We start from the raw sequence: 22,365 nt of genomic DNA, 5'->3' as shown, positions 1-22,365 counted from the left end.
GGCTCAGCCCACGGTGCCGCGGACGACGAGGCGGGTAGAGATCGTTTCGACGAGCGAGGGGGCAGTGGGGTTCCTGAGCCGGCCCAGGATCAGGCGGAGCAGCGCCTGGGTGCGCTCGGCGAGATCGAGCCGCACCGTGGTGAGATTGTAGCTCTTCCAGTGCGCCTGGTGGATGTCGTCGAAGCCGACGACCTTGACGTCCTCCGGGACACGCAGGCCGAGTTCGGTGCGCAGCGCATCGATTGCGCCAAAGGCGCCGACATCGTTGGCTGCGAAGATTGCATCGACCGGCCCGTGGATGCGGAACTGGTCGAGCGTCGCCCGGTACGCGGTGTCGTAGGTGTAGTCGCCCGGGATCTCGATCGGCGGCGGCAGGCCCCGCTCGGCCAGCACCCGGCGCACGATGCTGCCGCGCGCGGCGGTGGCGAGCGAACTGGTCTTGCCGGCGAGGAAGGCGAAGCTGCGGGCGCCGTAGCCCTGCATGAGGGCGATGGCCTGCTCGATGCCGGGGCGCTGCAGGACATCGAGGCGGTCCGACAACGGCGCGGGTTCGCTGCCCGGCTCCGCCTCGTCGGGGTAGCCGACATAGATCGGCACGGCGCGGTCGAGAACGCGGGCCAGAGTGGCGGGGCGCACGTTCTCGGCATAGGCGATGACCGAGTCCGGATTGAAGCCCTTCATGTAGGTGAGCAGGGTCTCGTCGATCGAAAAATCGTCACGGGTGCGGAACAGGAGCGTGGCGAAACCCTCCGCCTGAAGCGCCGTGGTCATGGCGTCGAGTTCCTGGCTCTCCCAGGGGCCCGACACGTCGGGCACGATGATGCCGACGAGGTGGGACCGCCCGGTAACCATGGAGCGGGCCGCCATGTCGGGAGTGTAGTTCAGCTCCTGGGCGACCTTCAGGATCCGGTCGCGCTTCTCCGGCTTGATCGAGGCGTGCGGGTTGAAGGCGCGACTGACGGCAACGCGTGAGACGTTGGCGGCGGCCGCCACCATGTCAGCCGTAGCACGGTTCCTCGTCCGGGGGGCTTGGTCGCTCAAAAAGGGTCTGTCTCGCTGCCATATTGCAATCGTGTGCAACATTTGTTCTGCCGCCCGGCTACGGCGGCTGTCAAGCTCAGCCTTCTCACGATCAGTGCAAACACCATATATTCCGAGCACATGGCGCATAAAGTCGACAATGGAATGGATGTTCCGTTTATCTCGTGCTAGCAGCGTTGCGCGATACATTCATTCTGCCGCTTGACGGATAGTGAAAGCGTGATCATTCTGGCGTCGTGAATTGCGGCGGGCCGAGGGGTACGTCGCTTCGCCAATTCGGCGCCCCCGAAGGTGCGCCACACGGGAGGATATTCGCGATGATCAATCGCCTGCGCGCCCTATATCTGGGGCTGGCTACCGCTACCACCATGATCACGCCGGCCTTCGCGGTCGACCTGACGGTTATCTGCCGTTGCGTCGTCGGCGGGGTGAACAGCGAGACCGCGACCTGGATCAAGGACAGCGTGATCCCCGGCTTCACCGAGCAGATGAAGGCCGAGGGCAAGGACGTGACCGTCACGCTCAACGAGTTCGGCGGCCAGGACGAGCAGATGACGCAGCAGCTGGCGCTCGACTTCTCGACCGGCGCCGGCGCCGACGTGTCGGCATTCGACGGCTTCCTCATTCCCTCGTTCGTCGAGGGTGGGCTGCTGAAGCCGCTCGACGAAGTGGCCGGACCCGAGGTCAACGATTGGGAGGGCTGGAGCCACATCTCGGAGGGCTCGAAGGCGCTGATGAGCTACAAGGGCAAGGCCTATGGCCTCGCGCTGGGCACCGACGTGCGGGCTATCTTCGTGCGCAAGACGCTGCTCAAGGACGCCGGGATCGATCCCGAGAGCTTCCAGCCGAAGTCGTGGGCCGAACTGCTCGATGCAGCCCGCAAGATCAAGGCGGCCAAGCCCGACTCCTTCCCGCTGCAGCTCAACGCCGGCGTGAACATGGGCGAAGCCACGACCATGCAGGGCTACTACATGGCCATCCTCGGCACGGGCGAGAGCGTGGTCGACGAAAGCGGCAAGTATATCGTCGCCAGCCAGGGCATCCTCGACGTGCTCAACCTCTACAAGACCATCTACGTCGACGAGCAGCTGGGCGACCAGCGCGCGCAGTTGCTCGGGGACGGCCGCAACCGCACCTTCACCAACTTCCGCGACGGCAAGACCGCGATGCTGGTCGAGGGCGACTGGTTCTACAACTCCGTGATGGCGCCTGGCGCCGAGTTCGGCCTCGATAACCGCAACGAGGAAGTCGCCTGGGCCTCGATGCCGGCGCAGGAGCCGGGCAAGGGCTTCCGCGGCCAGGACTTCGTGACGGTTTCGGGCGGCACGGGCTTCGTGCTCAACCCGGCGACCAAGAACCCCAAGGAAGCCTGGGCGCTGCTGAGCTACATGAATAGCCAGGCAGGGCTCACCGCGTTCCAGGGCTATCGCGAGGCCCGCCGCATCCGCGACGACGTTGCGACGCCGAACAACACCTACCTGCAGAAGACGCAGGTTTCGCTGCTGCCGCTCACCACGGCCCGGCCGAACGACCCGAACTACAACAAGGTGTCGGCCGAAATCCAGCGCATGACCGAGAGCGTCGTCTCGGGCGAAGCGACACCCGAGGCAGCGATGGCGGCCTACAAGGCGGCCGTGATCGGCATCGTGGGCGAAGCGAACACGGTCTCGAAGCTCTGACGACTTCAATAGAAGTCCTCTCCAGCGTCCGGCCCTCCCTGGCCGGACGCCACCCTGGGACTGCCTCCCCGGCTCTGCAGCCGGGGAGGTGTCTGTTGCCGGCCGGGTGTCATGCTGATTAAAGTGAAAATGCTGCTGATCGTCGGTAACGGCGCGGCCGTAGCCGCCGTCATCCCTGCCCCCTCGCCGCATCGGGGAGGAAGCCAAACGGGCGTGGCGCCGACGCTGGAGGAAGCAATGCGCTCCGAGTCCTCCCAATGAAGAAGCGCGGCTTCTCCTTGCTCTCGCACCGGGCCGGCGCGCTGTTTCTCGCGCCCGCCGCGGCGCTGGTGGGCGTGTTCGTGCTGCTGCCGTTCTTCTGGGTGATCTTCGTCTCCTTCACCAACCGGACGTTGCTGGGCAAGACCGCGCTCAGCCCCGATTTCGTTGGCCTCGGCAACTATTTCGCGCTGTTCGATCCGGCGACCTTCTTCACGCGCGGGCAGTTCGGCTTCTCGCTGATCCTCACCACGCAGTTCGTGCTGCTGTCGGCACTGGTCGGGCAGGCGCTGCTGGGCCTGCTGCTGGCATGGCTGATGCAAACCATCCCGCCGGCGCTGAAGCGGATCGTCGAAGCCGCGGTGATCGCGGCGTGGATCCTGCCTGAGGTAGTGATCGGCTTCGCCTGGTTCGCCTTCCTCGATTACGACCATGGTACGCTGAACGCGATACTGACCGGGCTCGGCCTGCCGCGCGGCGATTTCCTGCTGCAGCAGCCGTTCTGGGTGATCGTGGTCTTCAACACCTGGCGCGGCGCTGCCTTCTCGATGATGCTGTTCAACTCAGCCTTCTCGTCGATCCCGCCCAGCTACTTTCAGGCTGCGGACGTGGCCGGTGCCTCGAGCTGGCAGAAGTTCCGCGATATCGGGCTGCCGCTGATCCGCGGGCACGTGGTCACCGACCTGATCCTGATCACCATGTGGACCTTCAACGTGTTCACCCCGTTCGTGCTCACCAATGGCGGACCGAGCTACCGGACCGAACTGCTCTCGATCTACAACTACCGCATCGCCTTCCGCGAATTCGAGTTCGGCAAGGGCGCGGCGGTGGGCGTCATCATCATGCTGATCAACCTCGCCTTCGCGCTCATCTATCTGTCGGTCGGCCGCAGGAAGGCCAAGGCGGTGGAGCAATGAGGCTCAGCTTCGGCCAGTTGGCGGCCCGCATCGGCTTTTCGGCGCTCGCCGCCACGATCGGCATCCTGTTCGCGCTGCCGCTGATCTGGTTCATCTTCGCGCCGTTCAACGCGCGGGCGGAACTGGGCGTCAGCATACCGGATCCCTGGACGCTGCAGAACTTTCTCACCGTGTTCGGCAACGGCTTTGCCATGCGCGGCCTGCTCAACAGCCTGATCCAGAGCGTCGGCGGGGTGATCCTCGTCGCCGCCGCGGCGACGCTCGCGGCCTACGCGCTTTCCCGCTCGTCGATCCCGGGCAAGGGGCTCGTCACTTACGTGCTGCTGTTGTTTTCATCGGTGGTGTCGGGCACGGCGGCGATGGTGCCGATCTTCCTGATCATCTCGTCGGTCGGCCTGATGGACACTCATATCGCGGTGATCCTGGTCTTTGCCGGCGGCCTGCTGCCGACCGCGATGTTCATCCTGCGCGATTTCATCGACGGCATCCCCAGGACCTACGAGGAGAGCGCGATGGTCGCTGGCGCCTCGCCGGTGCAGGCGTTCTTCGACGTGGCGCTACCGGTGATCCGCCCCGGCATCGTGGTCGTGGTGGTGTGGGCGTTCGTGAACATCTGGGGATCGTTCCTGATCCCGTTCATCCTGCTCCGGTCGGACGACCTGATGCCCTCCTCCGTCGCGATCTACTCGTTCTATTCGGAGGCGGGGACGCCGATCGTGACGCTGCTGGCAGCGTATTCGCTGATCTACTCGCTCCCCGTCATCGTCCTCTACCTCTTCGTCAGCTGGAAGTTCGGCTTCCGCTTCTTCGGTGGAATCAAAGCGTAATGGCCTCTGTCGAATTCCAGAACGTCACCAAGAGCTTCGGCAGCTTCAATGCCGTCTCCGACATCAGCTTCAAGGTCGATGACGGTGAGTTCATCTGCCTGCTCGGCCCCTCGGGCTGCGGCAAGACCACGAGCCTGAGGATGATCGCGGGGCTGGAGACGCCCAGTTCGGGCACGATCCGCATCGGTGACGACGACGTGACCGCGCTGCATCCCCGCGACCGCCGGATCTCGATGGTGTTCCAGGACTATGCGCTCTACCCGCACATGAACCTCGCCGACAACATCGCCTATCCGCTGAAGGTGCGCGGCGAGCCGGTGGAAAAGCGCCACCAGCGGGCCAGGGAAGTGGCCGACGTGCTCAAGATCGGCGACCTCCTGCAGCGGCTGCCGAGCCAGATCTCGGGCGGGCAGCAGCAGCGGACCTCGCTGGCGCGCGCCCTCGTCTATCCGAGCCGGGTCTACCTGTTTGACGAGCCGCTTTCCAACCTCGACGCCAAGCTCAGGCTCGAGGCGCGCGGCTTCCTCAACCACCTGCAGCGCGACATGGGCATCACCGCGGTCTATGTGACGCACGACCAGGCCGAGGCCATGGCGCTGGCGACGCGCATCGCCGTGATGGACCGCGGCAGGATCGTGCAGTTCGCCCGTCCGATCGAGATCTATCGCCGCCCGGCGACGACGTTCGTCGCCAATTTTGTCGGCAACCCGCCGATGAACATGATCCCGGTCGAAGGGACGATCGAAGCGGAGCGGCTGGTGCTGCGGTCGCACGGGACGCTGGTGCGCGACGTACCGCTGTCGCAGGGCATCAAGGCGGCGCTGGGCAAGGGGGCCGCGCTGACGCTCGGCGTGCGTCCGGAGCATTTGCGGATGGGGACGCTCGAGGACGTGAACACGGTGAGCGGCAAGCTCTTTGCTAACGAGAACATGGGCCCGGAAAAGCTCGTCACCTTCGAGCGGCAGGACGGCGGTCGGGTGACGGCGCGGATCTTCACCGACGAGCCGGTCGAGACCGGACGGGAAACGAATACCGGCCGACCGGGAGATGCCGCTGTGAGGCGGGTGCCGACAGAAGCCGGCGAGGCGATCAGCGTCCACATCACCTCCGCCGACCAGGCACGCGACCCCTACTATTACATCCCCGTCACGGTGCCCGCCGGCACGACGCGGATCGATGTCACGCTCGCCTATCCGCAGGCCGAGGACTGCGTCATCGACCTCGGCATGTTCGACCCCCGCATGACGCCGTTCCCGTCCGAGGAAGGATTTCGTGGCTGGTCGGGCGGGGCGCGCGACCGCTTCTTCGTCGCGACCGACGATGCCACGCCAGGCTATGTGCACGGGCCGATGCCGGAGGGCGAATGGAACGTCATCCTCGGGCTCTACAAGGTGCCGCCGCAGGGCGCTGAGGTGAGCCTGACTGTGGCGCTCGACGGCAGCGAGCGGGTCACCAGCCCGCCCCCTCGGCGCACCTTTCCCGTGAGGCGGCAGGCCGGGTGGTACAAGGGCGACCTCCACTGCCATACCTTCCATTCGGATGCCCGCGGCGCCCCCGAGGTGCTGCATGCGGCAGCCAGACAGGCCGGACTCGACTTCCTCGCCGTCGCCGACCACAACACCATCACGCAGCGGCGCTACTTCCACCCTGCCTCGTCGCCGGACCTCGTGTTCGTGCGCGCCATGGAGATCACCACCGCCGTCGGCCACGCCAATGTCTATGGCGTCGACGACTGGGTCGATTTCCGCATGACCCGGCCGTCGGATGCGCATGTGATCGAACAGATCGTGCATCGCAAGGGCGGGCTGCTGTCGGTGAACCATGACAAGCCGACCATCCCCTGGGACTACGAACTGCCCCGGATCGACTGCCAGGAGGTGTGGCAATCGACCTGGATGGCGTGGAACTGGGTGTCGCTGGAGCGCTGGCAGGAGCGGCTGGCGCAGGGCCTGCGCATCTCGGCGATCGGCGGCAGCGACTTCCACCAGCCCGAGGAACTGCAGCCGGAGGGACCGCTGGCGCTGGCGCGGCCGACCACGGTGCTGTGGCTCGACGAGCTGAGCGAGGACGCGGTGCTTGCCGCGATGAAGGCCGGCCGCGGCTATGTCACCGAGGGGCCGGAAGGGCCGCATCTCGAGATCATCGTCAACGGCCAGCCGATGGGCGCTACCGTGACCGGGCCGCTCGACTGCGAGGCCATCGTGCACGGCGCGCGGGGCGACCAACTCGTCTGGATCGATGCCAATGGCACCATCACCACGCAGGATATCGACAGCGACGACTGGCACGGCGAACTCGCCTTGCTCGACGGCGCCGTGACCTTCATCCGCGCCGAGATCATCGCCGGGGCGAGCCGCGAGCGGCTGCTCGAGGCGTTCAGGGCAGCGGCGATGGAGCACGGCGAACTCCCCTGGCAGCTCCAGGACGCGCATCTGAGCGACGAGCCGGTGCGGCGCGCCGTCTCCAACCCGATCTATATCGACCAGGACTGACCAATGCTCATCGGCAACGCCCCGTGTTCGTGGGGGATCAACTACCCAACCGGCAACCGCTACACCTGGGAGGAATATCTCGACCAGGTGGCGACCTCGGGCTATCGCGGCACCGAGCTCGGGCCGTTCGGCTTTCTGCCCAAGGACAAGGCGGTGCTCGGCCCCGAGATGGAGCGGCGCGGCCTCACCCTGATCGGGGCAACCCACGTGCACACGTTTGGCGACCGCGCCTCGGCGCCGGCGCTGATGGCGACACTGCGCGAACTGGCGCCGCTCCTCAGCGATCTCGGCGCCCGCCACCTGGTGATCATGGACGAGAGCAACTGGTACCCCAGGGGCCAGGAAGGCGTGCTCGACGACGCCGGCTGGCAGGGGCTGGTCGCCACCGTGCGCGAGGCGCAGGCGGCGATAGAGGGCGAGTACGGACTGAAGGCGAGCTTTCACCCGCATATCGGCACCGCGGTGCAGTTCGAGGCTCAGATCGACCGGCTGCTCGAGGAGACCGAAATCGACCTCTGCTTCGATACCGGACATCACGCCTTCTGGGGCCAGGACCCGCTCGCCTACATGCAGAAGGTCTGGGGGCGGATCGCCTACATGCACCTCAAGAACGTCGATGCCACGGTGCGCCAGCGCGTGCTGGACGGCTCGCTCAGCGTGGCCGACAGCTATGGCGCCGGGGTGATGGCGCCCCTGCCAGACGGTGCAGTGGACATCAGGGCGGTGATGCGGTTCCTCGAGGCCAGGGGCTTTGATGGCCCGATCGTGGTCGAGCAGGACGTGGCCGAGAACGCGGCAGAGACGCCGCTCGAACTGGCCGCCCGGAACTTCCACTTCATGCAGGCGATCGCGTGATGGGCGAGCGGATCAGGGTCGGCCTCATCGGGCTGGGGGAAGTCGCGCAGCTCATGCACCTGCCGCTGCTGGCCGACGACCGGCGCTTCGAGATCGCGGCGGTGACCGATGCGTCGCCCAGCCTCGCCGCCCATGTGGCAGAGCGCTATGGAGTGAAAACGCGACATGCCTCGGCCGGGGCACTGATCGCGGACGAGACCCTCGATGCGGTATTCATCCTGACGCCGGACCATCTGCACGCGCCGCTGCTGGAGCAGGCGATCAAGGCCGGCCGGCACGTGTTCATCGAAAAGCCGGCGGCTCTCACGGCAGCAGAGCTGAAGCCGCTGGTCGAGCTCGACGCCGGCAACCCCAGGATCGTGTTCGTGGGCTACATGCGACGTTTCGCACCCGCGTTCACGGCGCTCAAGGCGCGGCTGCCGACGCGGGACGAGATCCGCCATGTGCGCATCCGCGACATCATCCGCGAGAGTCAGTTCTTCGTCGACCAGACGCGCAACATCTTCAAACCCAGCGACGTGCCGGCGGCGCTGATCGCGGAGGGGCGGAACCGGACCGAGGCCCTGCTACGATCCGTTATGGGTGAGGCCGCGGCGCCGAACCAGCTGCGCGCCTACCAGGTATTGACCGGACTCGCCTCGCACAGTTTTTCGGCGATGCGGGAGCTGCTCGGCCCGCCCAAGGCCGTCGCGGCGGCGCGGCAGCACCGTGGCGACAACGTCCTGGTGATGTTCGACTACGATACGTTCACCGCACTCTACGAAGCGGTGATCCACGACGTGGCGCGGTTCGACGCGGGCATCGAGGTGCTGACGCTGAACCAGCACTTCAGGATCAACTACGACACGCCCTACATCCGGAACCTGCCGACCAGGCTCGAGATCACCACGTCGGACCTGCACTCGACCGGCACCGAGATCGTCGGGCCGTTCTACGAGGATGCCTTCCGGGTCGAGCTCGGCGCCTTCCATCATGCGGTGACGACCGGCGAGAGACCCAAGACGCGGCTGGCCGACTCGCTGGCCGACCTCGAGCTCTTCGCCGAAGTCGGCCGCCACTTCCTGATGCAGCACTGACGGGGGTGGCTCCGGGCAACGGCGGCACGACCCCGGCCCATCCCTGTGGCGGAGCGTGTTCGGCGCAGCCGGCTTCGTTGCCTCCCGGATGCGCCGAGCTCGCAGCTGGTCGTCGCTCAGCTGCTGGCGGTCGACACCACGCCGGCAGGCGCCATCTGCATCTCCGCTGCCGGCGTGCCGGGGGCCGGAGGCGTGCCCCGCCCGATCTCCTGCACCGCCTGGTGCTGGCTCAGGTACACCCGACCACTGAGGTGTGCCAGGAACTCCGTTCCCTCGAGCCGGTCCATCACCGGGCCTTTCACCTCCGAAAGGTGGAGCCGGACGCCCATGTCGCTCAGCCGATGCTGGATCGCCTCCAGGCTTTCCAGTGCCGACATGTCGATCGCGTTCACGGCGGAGCACATGAGCACGACATCGGTGAGCGCCGGCCGCATGGCAGCCTGCTCGGCCACGAAATCCTCAAGGTAGCGCGCGTTGGCGAAATACAGGCTCTCATCGATGCGGATCGACAGCACGCCCGGCTGCGTCTCGACCTTGTGGCGCTTGACGTTGCGATAGTGCTCGGTTCCCGGAACCCTGCCGACAATGGCCGCGTGCGGCCGCGACGAGCGGTAGAGGAACAGCAGGATGGACGCTCCGACACCAAGGGCGATGCCGGTCTCGACGCCCAACAGCAGAGTACCGCCCAGCGTTATGGCCACCGCGGCGAAGTCGGCTTTCGAATAGGCCCAGGCCTTCCTGAGGATCGAGAAATCCACCAGCGTCAGCACCGCGAGCACGATCGTGGCGGCCAGCGTTGCCTTGGGCAGGATGGCGAGGAATGGGGTCAGCAGCAGGGTTGCCGCCGCGATGCCGATGGCGGTGAATGCTCCGGCGGCCGGGGTGGCCGCGCCGGCATCGAAGTTCACCACCGAGCGGGCGAACCCGCCCGTCACCGGGTAACCGCCGCCCACTGCGGCGGCGAGGTTTGCGGTGCCCAGCCCGATCAGTTCCTGGTTGGGCTCGATCCGCTCGCGCCGCTTGGCGGCGAGCGTCTGGGCCACCGAGATGGACTCGACGAAGCCGACGATCGAGATGATCAGGGCCGGCACGAGCAGCGCCTCGACGGTCCCCATGCTGAAGCTGGGAAGCGAGAGCATGGGAAGTCCCTGCGGCACCTGGCCGACCAGCGCGACGCCCTTGCCGCCAAGGTCCATCAGCACCGACCAGGCCATGGTCAGGAAGACGACGAGCACCGGGCCGGCGCGAACGATGATCTTTGCGATCCCCTGGGGCACGCCGAAGCGAGCCAGCCAGTTCTTGAGGTCGAGCCGAATCCACAGCAGCAGCGCCAGCGCCACCGCACCGACGGCGACGGTGTACCAGTTGATCCGCCCGGCGTTCTCGACGATCGACATCACGAGGTCGGGCAGCGCGTGTCCTTCGGTCTTGATGCCGATGAGGCCGCCCACCTGGCTCAGCGCGATGATGATGCCCGAAGCGGTGATGAAGCCTGAGATCACCGGGTGGGAGAGGAAATTGGCGATGAAGCCGAGCCGGAACACCCCCATGGCCAGCAGGATCAGGCCGGAGAGTGCGGCGAGGACGATGGCTGCGCTGGCATAGTCCGCCGTGCCCTCGGCGGCGAGCCGGCCAACCGCCGTCGCCGTCATCAGCGAGACGACGGCGACCGGGCCGACGGCGAGCGAAGTCGATGTGCCGAAGATCGCGTACGCGACCAGCGGCAGCACCGAGGCATAGAGGCCCACCTCCGGCGGCAAGCCGGCCAGCAGGGCGTAGGCCAGCGACTGCGGAATCAGCATGATGGTCACAATGATCGCCGCGACGAGGTCGCTGGTCAGCGTCTGCCCGTTGTAGCGGCTGCCCCAGTCAAGGATCGGGAGGTAGGCCTTCAGTTTCATCGTTTAGCGATCCAGTGTCGAGTACAGGCTGCCGGCGCGGGCGCCCGAGCGGCAGTAACCGAGGATCGGCTTGGGCATCTGCTCCCAGGCATCGTGGAAGCGGTTGATCTGGCCTTCGCCCAGCATGCCCGACACGGTGATGTGGACGATCTGGATGCCTTCCGCCTCGGCGGCGCGGGCGACAGCATCGAAGCTCGGCTGGCCGCCTTCCTCATTGTCGGGGCGGGCGCAGATGATGCCCTTGTAGCCGGCATCGGAGATGTCCTTGACCTGCTCGGGAGTGATCTGGCCGGTCACGGAGAAATTGTCGTCGATCTTGCGGATATTCATGATCTTGCCTTTGGGCTTGAGGAAATCGAACATGGTCAGAGCCCGTTCACCGGGACCTTGAGATACGTCTTGCCGTCCTTGTCCTTGGGCGGAAGCTGGCCTGCGCGCATGTTGACCTGCAGCGACGGGATGATCAGCTTGGGCATGGCGAGGGTCGCGTCGCGGGTTTCCCGCATCTTCACGAACGTGTCCTCGTCGGTCCCCTTGCCGACATGGATATTGTGGGCGATCTCGTCGCCCACGGTGGTCTCCCACTGGATGTCGCGACCGTTCGGGCCGTAGTCGTGGCACATGAACAGGCGCGTCTCCCGCGGCAATTGCAGGACGCGCTGGATCGAGCGGTAGAGGGTGCGCGCATCGCCGCCCGGGAAGTCGGCGCGCGCCGAGCCCCCATCCGGCATGAACAGCGTGTCGCCGACGAAGGCGGCGTCGCCGATCACATGCGTCATGCAGGCCGGGGTATGGCCCGGCGTGTGCATGACATGGACCGTCAGGCCGCCGATCTGGTAGCTGTCGCCGTCCTTGAACAGGCGGTCGAACTGGCTGCCGTCGCGCTGGAACTCGGTGCCTTCGTTGAAGATCTTGCCGAAGGTCTGCTGGACGATGGTGATGTTCTCGCCGATCCCCAGCTTGCCGCCCAGCTTGGACTGGATGTAGGGCGCCGCCGACAGGTGGTCGGCGTGAACGTGGGTCTCGATCAGCCACTCGAGCTTGAGCTGGTGCTCTCCGATGTGGCGGATGATCCGGTCGGCGCCATCATAGGTGATGCGGCCGGCGGCGTAGTCGATGTCCATGACGGAATCGATCACTGCGCAGGCGTTCGAGTCCGGGTCCTTCACCACGTAGCTGATGGTGTTGGTCGGGGCGTCGAAGAAGGCGGTGACCTCGGGCTTGACCTCGAGATCGGTGGTGAATGGAAGCGTGCTCATCTCAGGCTCCTTTTCCTTTCAGGTGTTCTGGGCGGCGCGCTGCTCGAGCGCGATACGCAGGGTGCGGGCGGCCGCGATGCCGGCGAGCATGGAGCCGACGAAGATCCAGGCGGAGGGTTCACCCAGGCCGAGGGCCGGGATCGCCCCGCCTGGGCAGAACCCCGTGATGCCCCAGCCGATACCGAAGGCCGCCGAGCCGGCGATCAGCGGCATGTCGAGCTTGCGGTTGCCGGGAACGTGGAATTTCGGCTCGAGCAAGGGGCGTGGCCGCTTCAGCACGAAGCGGTATCCGATGGCCGTCACCGCCAGGGCCGCGGCCATGACGAATGCCAGCGACGGATCCCAGGTGCCAAAGATATCGAAGAAATTCAGCACCTTGGCAGGGTTGGCCATGCCCGAGATGGCGATGCCTGATCCGAATACGAGGCCGATTGCGCCGGCTGCGAGAATGCGAAGCATCACAAGCCTCCCAGCACGTGGCGGACGACGAACACGGTGGCGACGGCCGCTGCCATGAAGGTCAGCGTCGCTGCGAGCGAGCGCGGCGACAGCCGGGCGATACCGCAGACACCGTGGCCGGACGTGCAGCCGGAGCCAAAGTAGACGCCAATGCCAACGATGAGGCCGCCGACGATCAGCCAGGGCGCCGGGACCGGACTATCGAAGCCGACGGCCTGGCCACCGGCGAAGACCATCAGCATCGGTGCACCGATGGCACCGAGAAGGAAGGCTGCGCGCCAGCCCCAGTCGGCGGCGATGGGCGGCAGCAGGCCGGTCATGATGCCGGTCATGCCGGCGATGCGACCGTGGAAGGCCATGAGGGCGACGGCGGCAAGCCCGATGAGGGCGCCGCCGCCAAGGGCGGATATGGGAGTAAAGTCGGTAGTCAACACGAAGCCTTGTAGTTTGAGATGCCGAAGGGAAGGTAGAGGAGACAAGAAGCGGATGGCGGTGACGATCAGCACCAAGCCAACGCCCGCAGCCGTCCACAACCGGAACAGTTCAGCAAGCGCGTGCAGCCCGCGAACATCCCGGGGCGTCGCGGCCAGGACCGAGAATCAGGCACGGCAGACGGTCGACAGGGCCGACATTGGGTTGCATCGGGAAGCTCCTTGCATGCCGAGCGGATCGGGTGCATATGTTCGAACGAACATTCATATATTCGCACATTCGAATATGATCAAGATGCAAATCGAGAGGCTCGCGGAACGCGCCGAAGAGGCGAGCCAACTTCTCGCGGCGATGGCGAACCCGAAGCGGCTGTTGATCCTGTGCAACCTGCTCGAGGGCGAGATGCATGTGACGGAGTTGTCCGAGCGCATCGAGCTCGCTCAGTCACCGCTGTCGCAGCATCTGTCCAAACTCCGGGCGTGGGGCTTGGTGAAGACGCGGCGCGACGGCCATCAGATAAACTACCGCCTGGCCTCGAACGAGGTCCGGGAGCTGCTGCAGACGCTCCATGACATCTACTGCCAGAGCTGAACCAATGGAGCGCCGCTTCTTCGACATGAACGACAGGGCGTCCCATGCTGGCGGCACCCAGACATGGACGATCAATCATTCAGGATATTCCTTGAAAGGCCCCGGGACGCCCGGTCGAGACAGCGTGATCTGATGACCTCCACCCACCAGCTCGGCATACGAGAGAACCTGACGCCGTTCCTGCAGCAGCTTCTGCAGGTGTTCTTCGTCGGCCTCACCATCGGCCTGCAGCGCACCGTCATTCCCGCGCTGGCGGAAAGCGAGTTCGGCGTTGCCAGGGGCTCGATGCTGGCGGTTTTCGCCTTCGTGGTGTCCTTCGGCGTGGTCAAGGGCAGCATGAACTTCCTCTCCGGGCGCCTCGCCGAGCGCGTCGGACGCCGGAAGGTGTTGATCTGGGGATGGCTGTTCGCGCTTCCTATCCCGTTCATCATTCTTTTTGCCCCCAACTGGTGGTGGATTGTGGGCGCCAATGTCCTGCTCGGCATAAACCAGGGCTTTGCCTGGTCGATGACCGTCACTGCAAAGATGGACATCGTCCGCGCCGACCAGCGTGGGCGGGCGACGGGCATCAACGAGTTCGCCGGCTACGGTGGCGTCGCCGTCGCCGGGGTGCTGACCGGATACCTCGCGAGCGCCTTCGAACCCCGCCTCAGCCTGTTCGTCTTCGGCCTCGTCGTTGCCGTCGTCGCATTGCTTGCTGCCATCCTCGCTTTCACCGAGACGCTCCCCTACGCGAGGGCCGAGGCGGCCCGGCACAAGGCCGGCACCCATGCCGGCCCGAAGCCCCGTTTCGTCGAAGCACCCGAGCACCCCAGTACCGCCGAGGTTTTCGCGCTGGTCAGTTGGAAGAACCGGACCTTCATGGCTCTGGCCCAGGCTGGCAGTGTCGAGAAGTTCGTCGATGCGCTGATGTGGGCGCTGGTGCCGGTCTTTCTCGTCGCGAGGGGCGCCAGCCTGATCGAGATCGGCTGGGTCACCGGCACCTATGGCTTCGTCTGGGGCGGAAGCCAGCTCTGGACCGGACCGCTCTCCGACCGTGTGGGTCGCAAGTGGCCGACGATTGTCGGCTTCCTCGTCTGCTCGGCCGGCGTGTTCACCTTTCCCGCTCTGTCGACGCCGCTCGAATGGTCCATGGCCGCCGCCGCGATCGGCGTGGGCATGGCACTGCTCTACCCCACGCTAATGGCCGCCATGGGCGACATTTCTCCGCCGAACTGGCGAGGCTCGGCGCTCGGCGTCTACCGCTTCTGGCGCGACCTCGGCTACGCCATCGGGGCGCTGGCCATGGGCATTCTCGCCGACGCGTCCGGCCTGCTCGAGGCTGGTTTCTGGTTCACCGGCTTGGCCATGGCCGGTTCCGCCATCGTGCTGATGCTGGCGATGGAAGAAACCCACCCGCGGATCAGTCCGGCACCCTCTTCCAGCTCGCATGTGCCTAGGGGCGCCAAGTGACGGACCTGATGCTCCCCCTGGCCGAGTTCGTCGCTCACCCCGATCGCTACGTGCTGATCGATGTGCGCGACGAGTCCGAATTCTCGGAGCGGCACATTGCCGGCGCGATACACAGGCCGCTGAGCAGGCTTGCGGCCGAGACGCTCCGCATTCCGGATGACAAGCTGCCCGTCGCGGTCTGCGGCAAAGGCGGTGGACGTTCGGCCGAAGCCGCTGCCAGACTGCGGATAGCGGGGCTGCATGGAGCCCTGTGGCTGGAAGGCGGCACTGCCGGCTGGTACCAGGCCAGACAGGGCATCTGAGATTGCCTCGACCTGCGACGTATCAAAGCCCGTCGATTCTGGGCGCCATCCTCATCTGAGGGTCAACCTGGCAAGGGCGCCATAGGCTGCTTCGAGGCCTGAAAAACCGCCTTCCGCGATGGTGATCGGAGCCGCACTGTCGGCAATGGCGACGAGCAGAGTAGTAGCTGCTTCGACGTCGCTCCGAATTTCTCCGGCCGCCGCCGCGCGAGAAAGTGCGCCTGCAAAGACGTCATGCAGCTCGGTCGAAAACTTCGCCAGCAGGCCACGACCCGTGGCGGAGAGCAGTTCCTGGTCCTGCCGCAGGCGTGAGATCAGGCTCCACGGGCGGACGGGCTCGCCCCGCGCGTTGAAGCGATCGTAGCGCTGGCGACTGAGAACCATCATTTGGCTGAGCTTGTCTGCGAGGCTCGTGCCCTCGTCGGCCCATACCTCGCGCAGGCTGCCGAGCGTCGCGGCCACATAGTCGGCCAGCACTTCATCGACCAGGGCGCTCTTGGAGCCGAAATGATAGTGAATGTTGGCGCGCGTGATCCCGAGCTGCGCCGCGATCTCGGCATAGCGCATGCCGCGATAGCCGTGCTGCACCAATAGATCAGACGCCAGTTGCTTGATGGCGCTGCGGCTGTCGCTCTCGTCCATGCCTTCCCCTAGCGCAGTTCGCGGCGCCTGCACATTGACCGGGCACTTACTTACATGTCAGTAAGTCCCTATCCAGGGGGGACAATAATGGCTGCACCGACCGTCATTCGCCGCGACAACTTCGTTTTCGTTGGCGGCATCGTCGCCCGGCAAGCGGATGGCTCTATCGCTCCGCCGGACGTGCGGCTCCAGACCAGGCTGGTTTTCGACGCGCTGCGCGACACGCTCGCCAGCGTTGGAGCTGGCATGGCCGATGTGGTCAAACACTCGATCTATTTCACCTGTGCGCCCGAGCAGGCGGCAATCGACGCCTTCATGGCCGACGTCGACGCGGTCCGTGGTGCCTACTTCAACCCCCCCGGCCCGACGCGAACCGAACTGCGGTGCGGCCTCGATACCGAGGGTGCCCTTCTGATGCTCGATGCCTGGGTGGTACAGGGGGGCAAGCGCGAGGTGATCGATCCCCCGGGCCATTGGGGCTGGGGCAAGGAGCAGCCCTTCGTCCACGGCTGGAAGGTGGACGACATGCTGTTCATCGGCGGCCAGCGCTCGCTCGATGCCGGCGGCAACGTGCTTGGCCTCGGCGATATCGAGATCCAGACCGATGAATCGTTTCGCAATCTCGACACCATGCTGCGCGCCGGCGGTGGCGACCGCCACAGCTTGATGCGCCAGAACACCTACTTCCGCTTCTTCGGTGAGGGGCGTGAGGTCACGACCTACTGGGAGAAGATGACCAACGTCAGGCGGCGCTACATGTCGGTTCCGTCGGCGGCGGGAGCCGGGTTGCGCATCCAGGGCATGCCTCAGGTCGATGAACTGATCCAGGTCGAGGGTATCGGCGTCCTGGGGGACGAGCGTTTGCGCCTGCAGCCGCAAGATCACTGGGACTGGAGCATCTCCAATACGCAGTTCACTCAGGGCTGGGCCAAAGGGCCGCTGATCTTCATCGGTGGCCAGATCTCGGCCGACAACAAGGCCCAGGCGGTCGGCGCGGACATGGAGACGCAGACCCGCAACGTCTTCCAGTTCATCCGCAACGTGCTCGCCGAAGGCAACTACACCGAAGCCGACGTGCAGAAGCTCTATATCTACTTCCACGCCGAGGGTGACTGGGCCGAGATCGAGGCGACACGCGCTACCATTGCCCGGGTGCAGCGTGAGTTCTATCCGGACCCCGGCCCCGTGGTGACTGCGATCCGCGTGGCGGGCTTTGCGTTCGAGAATCTGTTGATCGAGATCGAAGCCTTCGGGGTGCGCTGATGGCGCGCCGGGATTTTGCCCCGGAGGAGTTCCAGCGCCGGCTCCGTTTGGTGCGCGAGCAGATGCGGGCGCGCCGTCTCCGCGCCCTTGTCGCCATTCATCCAGCTTCGATCCACTGGCTGACGGGCAGCGAGGCCAAGAGCTACCAGGAGTTCCAGTGCCTCGTCGTCGGCGTTCATGATGACGCGCCGCTGGTGGTTCTGGCGCGGGCCGGTGAAGTGCATGAGCTCGAAACGGAAGCGCGGGTCGACGAAGTCGCCGGCTGGGGTGGCGGCATCACCGAGGACCCAATCGCGGCGTTCGAGGTCTTGGCCAGACGGCTCGGCCTGCTCGGCGAGACCGTCGGGCTTGAAGTGCCCGGCTACTATCTGCACCCCTACCATTACCAGCGACTGCGCGACCTGTTCGGAAGCGAACACCTGATCGATGCGACAGCGCTGGTCGCCGACTTGCGCATGGTCAAGTCGCCAGCGGAGCTGAGCTATGTGCGAGAGGCGGCGCGGCTCGCCGACATCGGCATGGACGCGTTCCTGGCGCATCTGGCAGTGGGTCGCCGTGAGCTCGAGCTGGCCGGTGCCGTCTATGGCGCGCTGCTGCGGGCGGGAAGTGGCATCGCGGCGAGCCCGATCAATCTGGTGAGCGGCGAACGTTCGGCCTATTCCCACGGCGCCCCGACAGAGCGCGCGATAGCGGCCGGCGACAACGTCAACGTCGAGTTCGGCGCAACGTTCAAGCGCTACACGGCAACGATCGGTCGGCAGTTCGTCATGGGCAAGCCGACATCCTTGATGCGCGACCTCCATGACATCGTGCGGTCTGCGAGCGATGCCATGATTGCACGGGTTCGCGATGGTGCGGCGGCCATCGATGTGCATGAGGCGGCGCGGCAAGTGATCGCGGCTGCAGGCCTCGAGCGATACCGCGTTCACCTCTCCGGCTACGGGCTGGGCCCGAGCTTCCCGCCGGGCTGGGCCGAGCCCCTGCACCTGATCGACGGCACGACCTACACGCTGCGATCAGGCATGGTGATCACCATCGAGCCACCGGTCTTCATCGGTGACGAAGGTCTGGGCGTCCGCATTATCGACAATGTCATCGTCACCGCCGATGGGGCCGAACTGCTCGCTACCAGCCCGCGCGACCTGATCGAGATCGGCTAGCCGCCCAGGTCGTGCGCGATCTCGGCACAGGCCAGTTTGAGCCGGCTCAGCATCGCCTCGAAATTGGTCGGGCTGCTGCGTCGGCTGACCGCGGCCACGGTGACGCAGGCGACGGCGCGGTCGCCGATGACAATTGGGCAGACAATGTCGGTCACACCGACGATGTCGCGGCTCTCATGGATGATGGCGCCCTGCCGCCGCACTTCGTCGAGTTCGGCCGCGAGCGTCGTCGGGTCGGGTGGCAGCCGCATCAGCGTCAGGCACTCGTCGACCATGCGCTGGCGTATCGCAGGCGGCTGGAACGCCATCAGAACCAGGCCCGAATGTGCATCGGCCAGCGGCCGGCGATAGCCGAGCTTCAGCGAGAAATTCATGTCGGCACCGCCGGATGCCGCCGCGATGATGACCGTCTCGCCGCGATGCGCGACGACAAGGTGGGCGGCCTGGTGCACTTCGTCGGCGAAGCGCTCGACGATCGGCGCCGCGACGCTGACGAGATCGCGGGCGCGCGCCGTCTGCATGCCGAGCCCGAACAGCTTGTTGGAAAGGACGAGCCCGTCGCAGCCCTCCTCGCGCTGCAGGTAGCCGCGGCCAACCAGCACGTGCACCATGCGGAAGATCTCGTTCTTGGACCGACCGAGCTCGTCGGCGATCTGGCGTGTGCCCAAGGGCTCGCTCGAGCGGGCGAGCAGTTCGAGAATATCGAGGCCCTTCTCAAGGGCGGGAGCACTGTAGATGCGCTTGTCTTCTGCCATCTCGTTTCACCAATGACGCTTGACGACAAATATGAAGCGACTGTAGCGTGGGTCGCACTGTAATGGGCCGGTGAGCTAGCCCATTCTAGCCGATTGCAGAAGGGGGATCTGCACGGATGAACTACAATTTCAGATTTAACGCGCTGCTCCCCTACACCGAGGAGATCATCCGCGGCATCGGTGTCACCCTGCAGCTGACCTGCCTGACCATGGCAATCGCGCTGGTGATCGGCCTCTTCGTGGCGCTGGCGCGGATGAGCGGCAACCGCGCGCTGCGTGGCGTCGCGCGGGTCTATGTCGAGGGCATCCGCAACACGCCTCTGCTGGTGCAGCTCTTCATCGTCTTCTTCGGCCTGCCCAGCGTCGGAATCCGGCTCGATGCGTATCTCGCGGCGATCATCGGCCTCTCCATCAATGTCGGCGCCTATGCCAGCGAAATCCTGCGGGCCGGCATCCAGTCGATCCGCCCCAGCCAGATCGAGGCGGGGAGGGCGCTGGGCATGACGGCCGGCCAGACATTCCGCAGCGTCGTGCTGTTTCCGGCGATCAAGGCGATCTACCCGGCGCTGGCCAGCCAGTTCGTGCTGCTGCTCCTTGCCACCAGCGTGGTGTCGTCGCTGGGCGTGGGCGAGCTCTTCCACCAGGCCGTGTTCATCGACTCGCGCACCTATCGGTCGTTCGAGGCCTACACGCTGATCACGGTCACCTATCTCGTCCTGACACTTGCCGTGCGGGCGCTGTTCTCGCTGGTCTACTGGCTGGTCTTCGTGCGGAGGCCGCGCGCATGATCCGCGAACTCGGGCCGAACGACATAGTCTATCTGCTCGAGGCGGCCCGCTGGACGGTGGCGCTGGCGGTCATCGCGATGGTCGCGGGTGGCGTGCTGGGGCTGGTCGTTGCCGTGCTGCGCATCGTGAGCTTCAAGCCGGCCAACTGGATTGCCATCGGCTATATCAACATCGTCCAGGGCACGCCGCTGCTGGGCCAGCTGTTCATCTTCTTCTTCGGCCTGCCGCTGTTCGGCATCCAGGTCGGCGCCTGGGAAGCGGCGGCGCTGGCGCTGTCGATCAATGCTTCCGCTTTCTTCGGCGAGATCTGGCGGGGCAGCCTGCAATCGGTATCGCCGCGCCAGTGGGAAGCGGGCGCCGCGCTCGGACTCTCCTACTGGCAGCGGCTCACCAGCGTGATCCTGCCGCAGGCTGTACGCATCTCGATCGCGCCCACCGTCGGCTACCTGATGCAACTGGTGAAGGACACCTCGCTCACCGCGCTGATCGGCTTCATCGAACTCACGCGCGCCAGCCAGATCCTCAGCGCCGCCACGTTCAAGCCACTGCAGGTCTATGGCCTCGCCGCCATTGCCTATTTCGTCATCTGCTTCAGCCTGTCGCGGCTGAGCGAGCAGCTCGAAAAGAGGACTCATGCCGCTCGTTGAGATCACCGACATCCACAAGAGCTTCGGCAAGGTCGAAGTGCTCAAGAACGTCTCGCTCACGGTCGAGAAGGGCGAGATCGTCGCGGTCATCGGCCGCTCCGGTTCGGGCAAGTCGACCCTGCTGCGCTGCATCAACGGGCTGGAGCGCGTGCAGTCCGGCCGGATTGTCGTCGACGGCATGGAAGTGACCTCGCCGGCCACCAACATCAACGCCCTGCGTGAACGGGTTGGCATGGTGTTTCAAAGCTACAACCTCTTCCCGCACCTGACCGTCGAGCGGAATGTGACGCTGGCGCTGAAGAAGGTCCGGCGGATGAACAGCGAGGCCGCGCGCGACGTCGCCCGCGCCATGGTCGCCAAGGTCGGGCTCGCCGACAAGCTCGGCGCCTACCCGGATGAACTGTCGGGCGGCCAGCAGCAGCGGGTGGCCATCGCCCGCTCGCTCGCCATGCAGCCAACCATGATGCTGTTCGACGAGATCACCTCCGCGCTCGACCCGGAACTGGTGGGCGAGGTGCTCAAGGTGCTCGAGCAACTGGCCCGCGAGGGTATGACCATGATGCTGGTCACGCACGAGATGAACTTCGCCAAGAACGTCGCCGACCGGGTGGTCTTCATGCACCAGGGCAACGTCCACGAGGACGGTCCTGCACGCGACACCCTGATCGAGCCGCGTACTCCCGAACTCAGGAGCTTCCTGAGCGCGGTTCTGCACTAGACCTCACCAACTACAACCAAAGGGGACTACAATGTTGAAGCATCTCTCCAGGATCGTCTCAGCCGTGCTCCTGGCCGGCGCCGTCACCGCGGGGCCCGCTCTGTCCGCCGATCTGCAGGCGATCATCGCCTCGGGCAAGGTGAGGATCGGCGTGCCGGTGGACGTGGCGCCGTTCGGCTCCAACGACGCCAACAACCAGCCGGTCGGCCTCGATGTCGACATGGCCAACAACATCGCCAAGGCGCTTGGCGTGACCCTCGAGCTGCAGCAGATCACCGGCGCCAACCGCGTACCGTTCCTTGCGACCGACAAGCTCGATATCGTTATCGCCGCAATGGGCGCCACCCCGGAACGCGCGCTGACCATCGCCTTCACCTCGCCCTACGCGGCGCTGTCGGTGGGTGTGTTCGGACCTGACTCCATCGCGATCACCAGTGCCGCCCAGATCACCAACGAAACCATCGCGGTGGCTCGCGGCACGACGCAGGATCTTCTGCTCACCGAGCTTGCGCCGACCGCCAACATCCAGCGCTACGACGACGATGCCACCGCTGCGGCCGCCTTCATTTCCGGTCAGGCGCAGTTGCTCGCGACGGCCGACATCGTCGCCAAGGATCTGATGGACAAGAACCCCGGCGCCGAACTCAAGCCGAAGTTCATCATGCAGTTCTCGCCCTGCTACATCGGCATCCAGCAGGGCTCGCCCGAACTGCTGCGCTGGCTCGATACCTACATCCACATCAGCCAGCTCGACGGAACGCTTTCGGCGCTCTCCGAGAAGTGGATCGGCACCAAGCTGCCGCCGCTGCCTGCGATCTGAGTGCAGAACGCGCGGCAGGACAGTCCTGCCG

At 65.7% G+C, this 22,365-nt stretch carries 23 protein-coding genes; 15 read left to right on the top strand and 8 right to left on the bottom strand.

What is annotated here, in order from left to right; all coding sequences use genetic code 11:
• Positions 1–3 precede the first annotated feature (3 nt).
• The gene (locus J0I99_RS08205; protein ID WP_291397232.1) at positions 4–996 is read right to left on the bottom strand and encodes a LacI family DNA-binding transcriptional regulator; all 993 of its coding nucleotides are present in this window, start codon (positions 994–996) and stop codon (positions 4–6) included.
• A gap of 362 nt (positions 997–1,358) precedes the next feature.
• Here J0I99_RS08205 and J0I99_RS08200 point away from each other — a divergent pair, with 362 nt between their 5' ends.
• The 6 genes from J0I99_RS08200 (at position 1,359) to J0I99_RS08175 (ending at position 9,145) form a co-directional block, all read left to right on the top strand.
• A complete protein-coding gene (locus J0I99_RS08200; RefSeq protein ID WP_291397037.1) occupies positions 1,359–2,720 on the top strand; it encodes an extracellular solute-binding protein in 1,362 nt (453 codons plus the stop codon).
• Positions 2,721–2,977: 257 nt separating this feature from the next.
• The gene (locus J0I99_RS08195) at positions 2,978–3,895 is read left to right on the top strand and encodes a carbohydrate ABC transporter permease (protein WP_291397036.1); all 918 of its coding nucleotides are present in this window, start codon (positions 2,978–2,980) and stop codon (positions 3,893–3,895) included.
• On the top strand, positions 3,892–4,722 hold the full coding sequence (locus J0I99_RS08190) for a carbohydrate ABC transporter permease (RefSeq protein WP_291397035.1): 831 nt from the start codon (positions 3,892–3,894) through the stop codon (positions 4,720–4,722). Before J0I99_RS08195 ends, J0I99_RS08190 begins: the two co-directional genes overlap by 4 nt.
• Entirely contained in the window at positions 4,722–7,214 is a 2,493-nt protein-coding gene (locus J0I99_RS08185; protein ID WP_291397034.1) for a CehA/McbA family metallohydrolase, read from the top strand. The genes J0I99_RS08190 and J0I99_RS08185 overlap by 1 nt, the downstream gene beginning before the upstream one ends.
• A gap of 3 nt (positions 7,215–7,217) precedes the next feature.
• Positions 7,218–8,069 carry a sugar phosphate isomerase/epimerase gene (locus tag J0I99_RS08180; protein WP_291397033.1) on the top strand — a complete coding sequence of 284 codons (852 nt, stop codon included), beginning with the start codon at positions 7,218–7,220 and terminating at the stop codon, positions 8,067–8,069.
• Positions 8,069–9,145: a Gfo/Idh/MocA family oxidoreductase gene (locus J0I99_RS08175; RefSeq protein ID WP_291397032.1), complete on the top strand. Its 1,077-nt coding sequence runs from the start codon at positions 8,069–8,071 to the stop codon at positions 9,143–9,145. The genes J0I99_RS08180 and J0I99_RS08175 overlap by 1 nt, the downstream gene beginning before the upstream one ends.
• Positions 9,146–9,261: 116 nt before the next feature.
• On the opposite strand, the gene J0I99_RS08170 is transcribed toward J0I99_RS08175, so the two are convergent.
• Genes J0I99_RS08170 through J0I99_RS08150 form a run of 5 tightly spaced genes read right to left on the bottom strand, consistent with a single transcriptional unit; the run spans position 9,262 to position 13,195 of the window.
• Entirely contained in the window at positions 9,262–11,046 is a 1,785-nt protein-coding gene (locus J0I99_RS08170; protein WP_291397031.1) for a SulP family inorganic anion transporter, read from the bottom strand.
• A 3-nt stretch (positions 11,047–11,049) separates the two neighbouring features.
• Positions 11,050–11,409 (bottom strand): sulfur transferase domain-containing protein, encoded by a 360-nt coding sequence (locus J0I99_RS08165; RefSeq protein WP_291397030.1) that lies wholly within the window; start codon positions 11,407–11,409, stop codon positions 11,050–11,052.
• A gap of 2 nt (positions 11,410–11,411) precedes the next feature.
• Positions 11,412–12,305 carry an MBL fold metallo-hydrolase gene (locus J0I99_RS08160; protein WP_291397029.1) on the bottom strand — a complete coding sequence of 298 codons (894 nt, stop codon included), beginning with the start codon at positions 12,303–12,305 and terminating at the stop codon, positions 11,412–11,414.
• 18 nt (positions 12,306–12,323) lie between these two features.
• Positions 12,324–12,764 carry a DUF6691 family protein gene (locus J0I99_RS08155; protein WP_291391307.1) on the bottom strand — a complete coding sequence of 147 codons (441 nt, stop codon included), beginning with the start codon at positions 12,762–12,764 and terminating at the stop codon, positions 12,324–12,326.
• Positions 12,764–13,195 carry a YeeE/YedE family protein gene (locus J0I99_RS08150; protein ID WP_291397231.1) on the bottom strand — a complete coding sequence of 144 codons (432 nt, stop codon included), beginning with the start codon at positions 13,193–13,195 and terminating at the stop codon, positions 12,764–12,766. Before J0I99_RS08150 ends, J0I99_RS08155 begins: the two co-directional genes overlap by 1 nt.
• Positions 13,196–13,481: 286 nt before the next feature.
• Between J0I99_RS08150 and J0I99_RS08145 the strand changes: the two genes are divergently transcribed.
• The 3 genes from J0I99_RS08145 (at position 13,482) to J0I99_RS08135 (ending at position 15,541) form a co-directional block, all read left to right on the top strand.
• Positions 13,482–13,787, top strand: a complete 306-nt coding sequence (locus J0I99_RS08145) for a helix-turn-helix transcriptional regulator (RefSeq protein WP_291397028.1) — start codon at positions 13,482–13,484, stop codon at positions 13,785–13,787.
• A 132-nt stretch (positions 13,788–13,919) separates the two neighbouring features.
• Entirely contained in the window at positions 13,920–15,239 is a 1,320-nt protein-coding gene (locus J0I99_RS08140) for an MFS transporter (RefSeq protein WP_291397027.1), read from the top strand.
• Complete coding sequence (locus J0I99_RS08135) at positions 15,236–15,541, top strand: rhodanese-like domain-containing protein (protein WP_291397026.1); 306 nt, start codon at positions 15,236–15,238, stop codon at positions 15,539–15,541. Before J0I99_RS08140 ends, J0I99_RS08135 begins: the two co-directional genes overlap by 4 nt.
• Positions 15,542–15,592: 51 nt before the next feature.
• On the opposite strand, the gene J0I99_RS08130 is transcribed toward J0I99_RS08135, so the two are convergent.
• Entirely contained in the window at positions 15,593–16,183 is a 591-nt protein-coding gene (locus tag J0I99_RS08130) for a TetR/AcrR family transcriptional regulator (RefSeq protein WP_291397025.1), read from the bottom strand.
• Between the two features lie 87 nt (positions 16,184–16,270).
• On the opposite strand from J0I99_RS08130, the gene J0I99_RS08125 reads away from it, so the two are divergent.
• Both J0I99_RS08125 and J0I99_RS08120 read left to right on the top strand, forming a co-directional pair.
• Positions 16,271–17,446 carry a RidA family protein gene (locus J0I99_RS08125; protein WP_291397024.1) on the top strand — a complete coding sequence of 392 codons (1,176 nt, stop codon included), beginning with the start codon at positions 16,271–16,273 and terminating at the stop codon, positions 17,444–17,446.
• Positions 17,446–18,606 carry a Xaa-Pro peptidase family protein gene (locus J0I99_RS08120; RefSeq protein WP_291397023.1) on the top strand — a complete coding sequence of 387 codons (1,161 nt, stop codon included), beginning with the start codon at positions 17,446–17,448 and terminating at the stop codon, positions 18,604–18,606. Before J0I99_RS08125 ends, J0I99_RS08120 begins: the two co-directional genes overlap by 1 nt.
• Here J0I99_RS08120 and J0I99_RS08115 read toward each other — a convergent pair.
• Positions 18,603–19,361 carry a helix-turn-helix domain-containing protein gene (locus J0I99_RS08115; RefSeq protein ID WP_291397022.1) on the bottom strand — a complete coding sequence of 253 codons (759 nt, stop codon included), beginning with the start codon at positions 19,359–19,361 and terminating at the stop codon, positions 18,603–18,605. The genes J0I99_RS08120 and J0I99_RS08115 overlap by 4 nt on opposite strands.
• A 116-nt stretch (positions 19,362–19,477) precedes the next feature.
• On the opposite strand from J0I99_RS08115, the gene J0I99_RS08110 reads away from it, so the two are divergent.
• Genes J0I99_RS08110 through J0I99_RS08095 form a run of 4 tightly spaced genes read left to right on the top strand, consistent with a single transcriptional unit; the run spans position 19,478 to position 22,334 of the window.
• Complete coding sequence (locus J0I99_RS08110) at positions 19,478–20,149, top strand: amino acid ABC transporter permease (protein WP_291397021.1); 672 nt, start codon at positions 19,478–19,480, stop codon at positions 20,147–20,149.
• Positions 20,146–20,796: an amino acid ABC transporter permease gene (locus J0I99_RS08105; RefSeq protein WP_291397020.1), complete on the top strand. Its 651-nt coding sequence runs from the start codon at positions 20,146–20,148 to the stop codon at positions 20,794–20,796. The genes J0I99_RS08110 and J0I99_RS08105 overlap by 4 nt, the downstream gene beginning before the upstream one ends.
• On the top strand, positions 20,783–21,514 hold the full coding sequence (locus J0I99_RS08100) for an amino acid ABC transporter ATP-binding protein (protein ID WP_291391297.1): 732 nt from the start codon (positions 20,783–20,785) through the stop codon (positions 21,512–21,514). The genes J0I99_RS08105 and J0I99_RS08100 overlap by 14 nt, the downstream gene beginning before the upstream one ends.
• Before the next feature lie 31 nt (positions 21,515–21,545).
• Complete coding sequence (locus J0I99_RS08095) at positions 21,546–22,334, top strand: transporter substrate-binding domain-containing protein (protein ID WP_291391296.1); 789 nt, start codon at positions 21,546–21,548, stop codon at positions 22,332–22,334.
• Positions 22,335–22,365: the final 31 nt, after the last annotated feature.

The sequence above is a fragment of the Devosia sp. genome (genome assembly GCF_017307495.1).
Classification (GTDB): domain Bacteria; phylum Pseudomonadota; class Alphaproteobacteria; order Rhizobiales; family Devosiaceae; genus Devosia_A.
The sequence above is the reverse complement of the archived record's forward strand: the minus strand, read 5'-3'. Positions and strand labels throughout refer to the sequence as shown.

Excerpts from the sequence above, each read along its gene's own strand:
- J0I99_RS08205 (WP_291397232.1), bottom strand. The coding sequence starts at position 996 with ATGGTGGCGGCCGCCGCCAACGTCTCACGCGTTGCCGTCAGTCGCGCC.
- J0I99_RS08200 (WP_291397037.1), top strand. The coding sequence starts at position 1,359 with ATGATCAATCGCCTGCGCGCCCTATATCTGGGGCTGGCTACCGCTACC.
- J0I99_RS08195 (WP_291397036.1), top strand. The coding sequence starts at position 2,978 with ATGAAGAAGCGCGGCTTCTCCTTGCTCTCGCACCGGGCCGGCGCGCTG.
- J0I99_RS08190 (WP_291397035.1), top strand. The coding sequence starts at position 3,892 with ATGAGGCTCAGCTTCGGCCAGTTGGCGGCCCGCATCGGCTTTTCGGCG.
- J0I99_RS08185 (WP_291397034.1), top strand. The coding sequence starts at position 4,722 with ATGGCCTCTGTCGAATTCCAGAACGTCACCAAGAGCTTCGGCAGCTTC.
- J0I99_RS08180 (WP_291397033.1), top strand. The coding sequence starts at position 7,218 with ATGCTCATCGGCAACGCCCCGTGTTCGTGGGGGATCAACTACCCAACC.
- J0I99_RS08175 (WP_291397032.1), top strand. The coding sequence starts at position 8,069 with ATGGGCGAGCGGATCAGGGTCGGCCTCATCGGGCTGGGGGAAGTCGCG.
- J0I99_RS08170 (WP_291397031.1), bottom strand. The coding sequence starts at position 11,046 with ATGAAACTGAAGGCCTACCTCCCGATCCTTGACTGGGGCAGCCGCTAC.
- J0I99_RS08165 (WP_291397030.1), bottom strand. The coding sequence starts at position 11,409 with ATGTTCGATTTCCTCAAGCCCAAAGGCAAGATCATGAATATCCGCAAG.
- J0I99_RS08160 (WP_291397029.1), bottom strand. The coding sequence starts at position 12,305 with ATGAGCACGCTTCCATTCACCACCGATCTCGAGGTCAAGCCCGAGGTC.
- J0I99_RS08155 (WP_291391307.1), bottom strand. The coding sequence starts at position 12,764 with ATGCTTCGCATTCTCGCAGCCGGCGCAATCGGCCTCGTATTCGGATCA.
- J0I99_RS08145 (WP_291397028.1), top strand. The coding sequence starts at position 13,482 with ATGATCAAGATGCAAATCGAGAGGCTCGCGGAACGCGCCGAAGAGGCG.
- J0I99_RS08140 (WP_291397027.1), top strand. The coding sequence starts at position 13,920 with ATGACCTCCACCCACCAGCTCGGCATACGAGAGAACCTGACGCCGTTC.
- J0I99_RS08130 (WP_291397025.1), bottom strand. The coding sequence starts at position 16,183 with ATGGACGAGAGCGACAGCCGCAGCGCCATCAAGCAACTGGCGTCTGAT.
- J0I99_RS08125 (WP_291397024.1), top strand. The coding sequence starts at position 16,271 with ATGGCTGCACCGACCGTCATTCGCCGCGACAACTTCGTTTTCGTTGGC.
- J0I99_RS08120 (WP_291397023.1), top strand. The coding sequence starts at position 17,446 with ATGGCGCGCCGGGATTTTGCCCCGGAGGAGTTCCAGCGCCGGCTCCGT.
- J0I99_RS08115 (WP_291397022.1), bottom strand. The coding sequence starts at position 19,361 with ATGGCAGAAGACAAGCGCATCTACAGTGCTCCCGCCCTTGAGAAGGGC.
- J0I99_RS08110 (WP_291397021.1), top strand. The coding sequence starts at position 19,478 with ATGAACTACAATTTCAGATTTAACGCGCTGCTCCCCTACACCGAGGAG.
- J0I99_RS08105 (WP_291397020.1), top strand. The coding sequence starts at position 20,146 with ATGATCCGCGAACTCGGGCCGAACGACATAGTCTATCTGCTCGAGGCG.
- J0I99_RS08100 (WP_291391297.1), top strand. The coding sequence starts at position 20,783 with ATGCCGCTCGTTGAGATCACCGACATCCACAAGAGCTTCGGCAAGGTC.
- J0I99_RS08095 (WP_291391296.1), top strand. The coding sequence starts at position 21,546 with ATGTTGAAGCATCTCTCCAGGATCGTCTCAGCCGTGCTCCTGGCCGGC.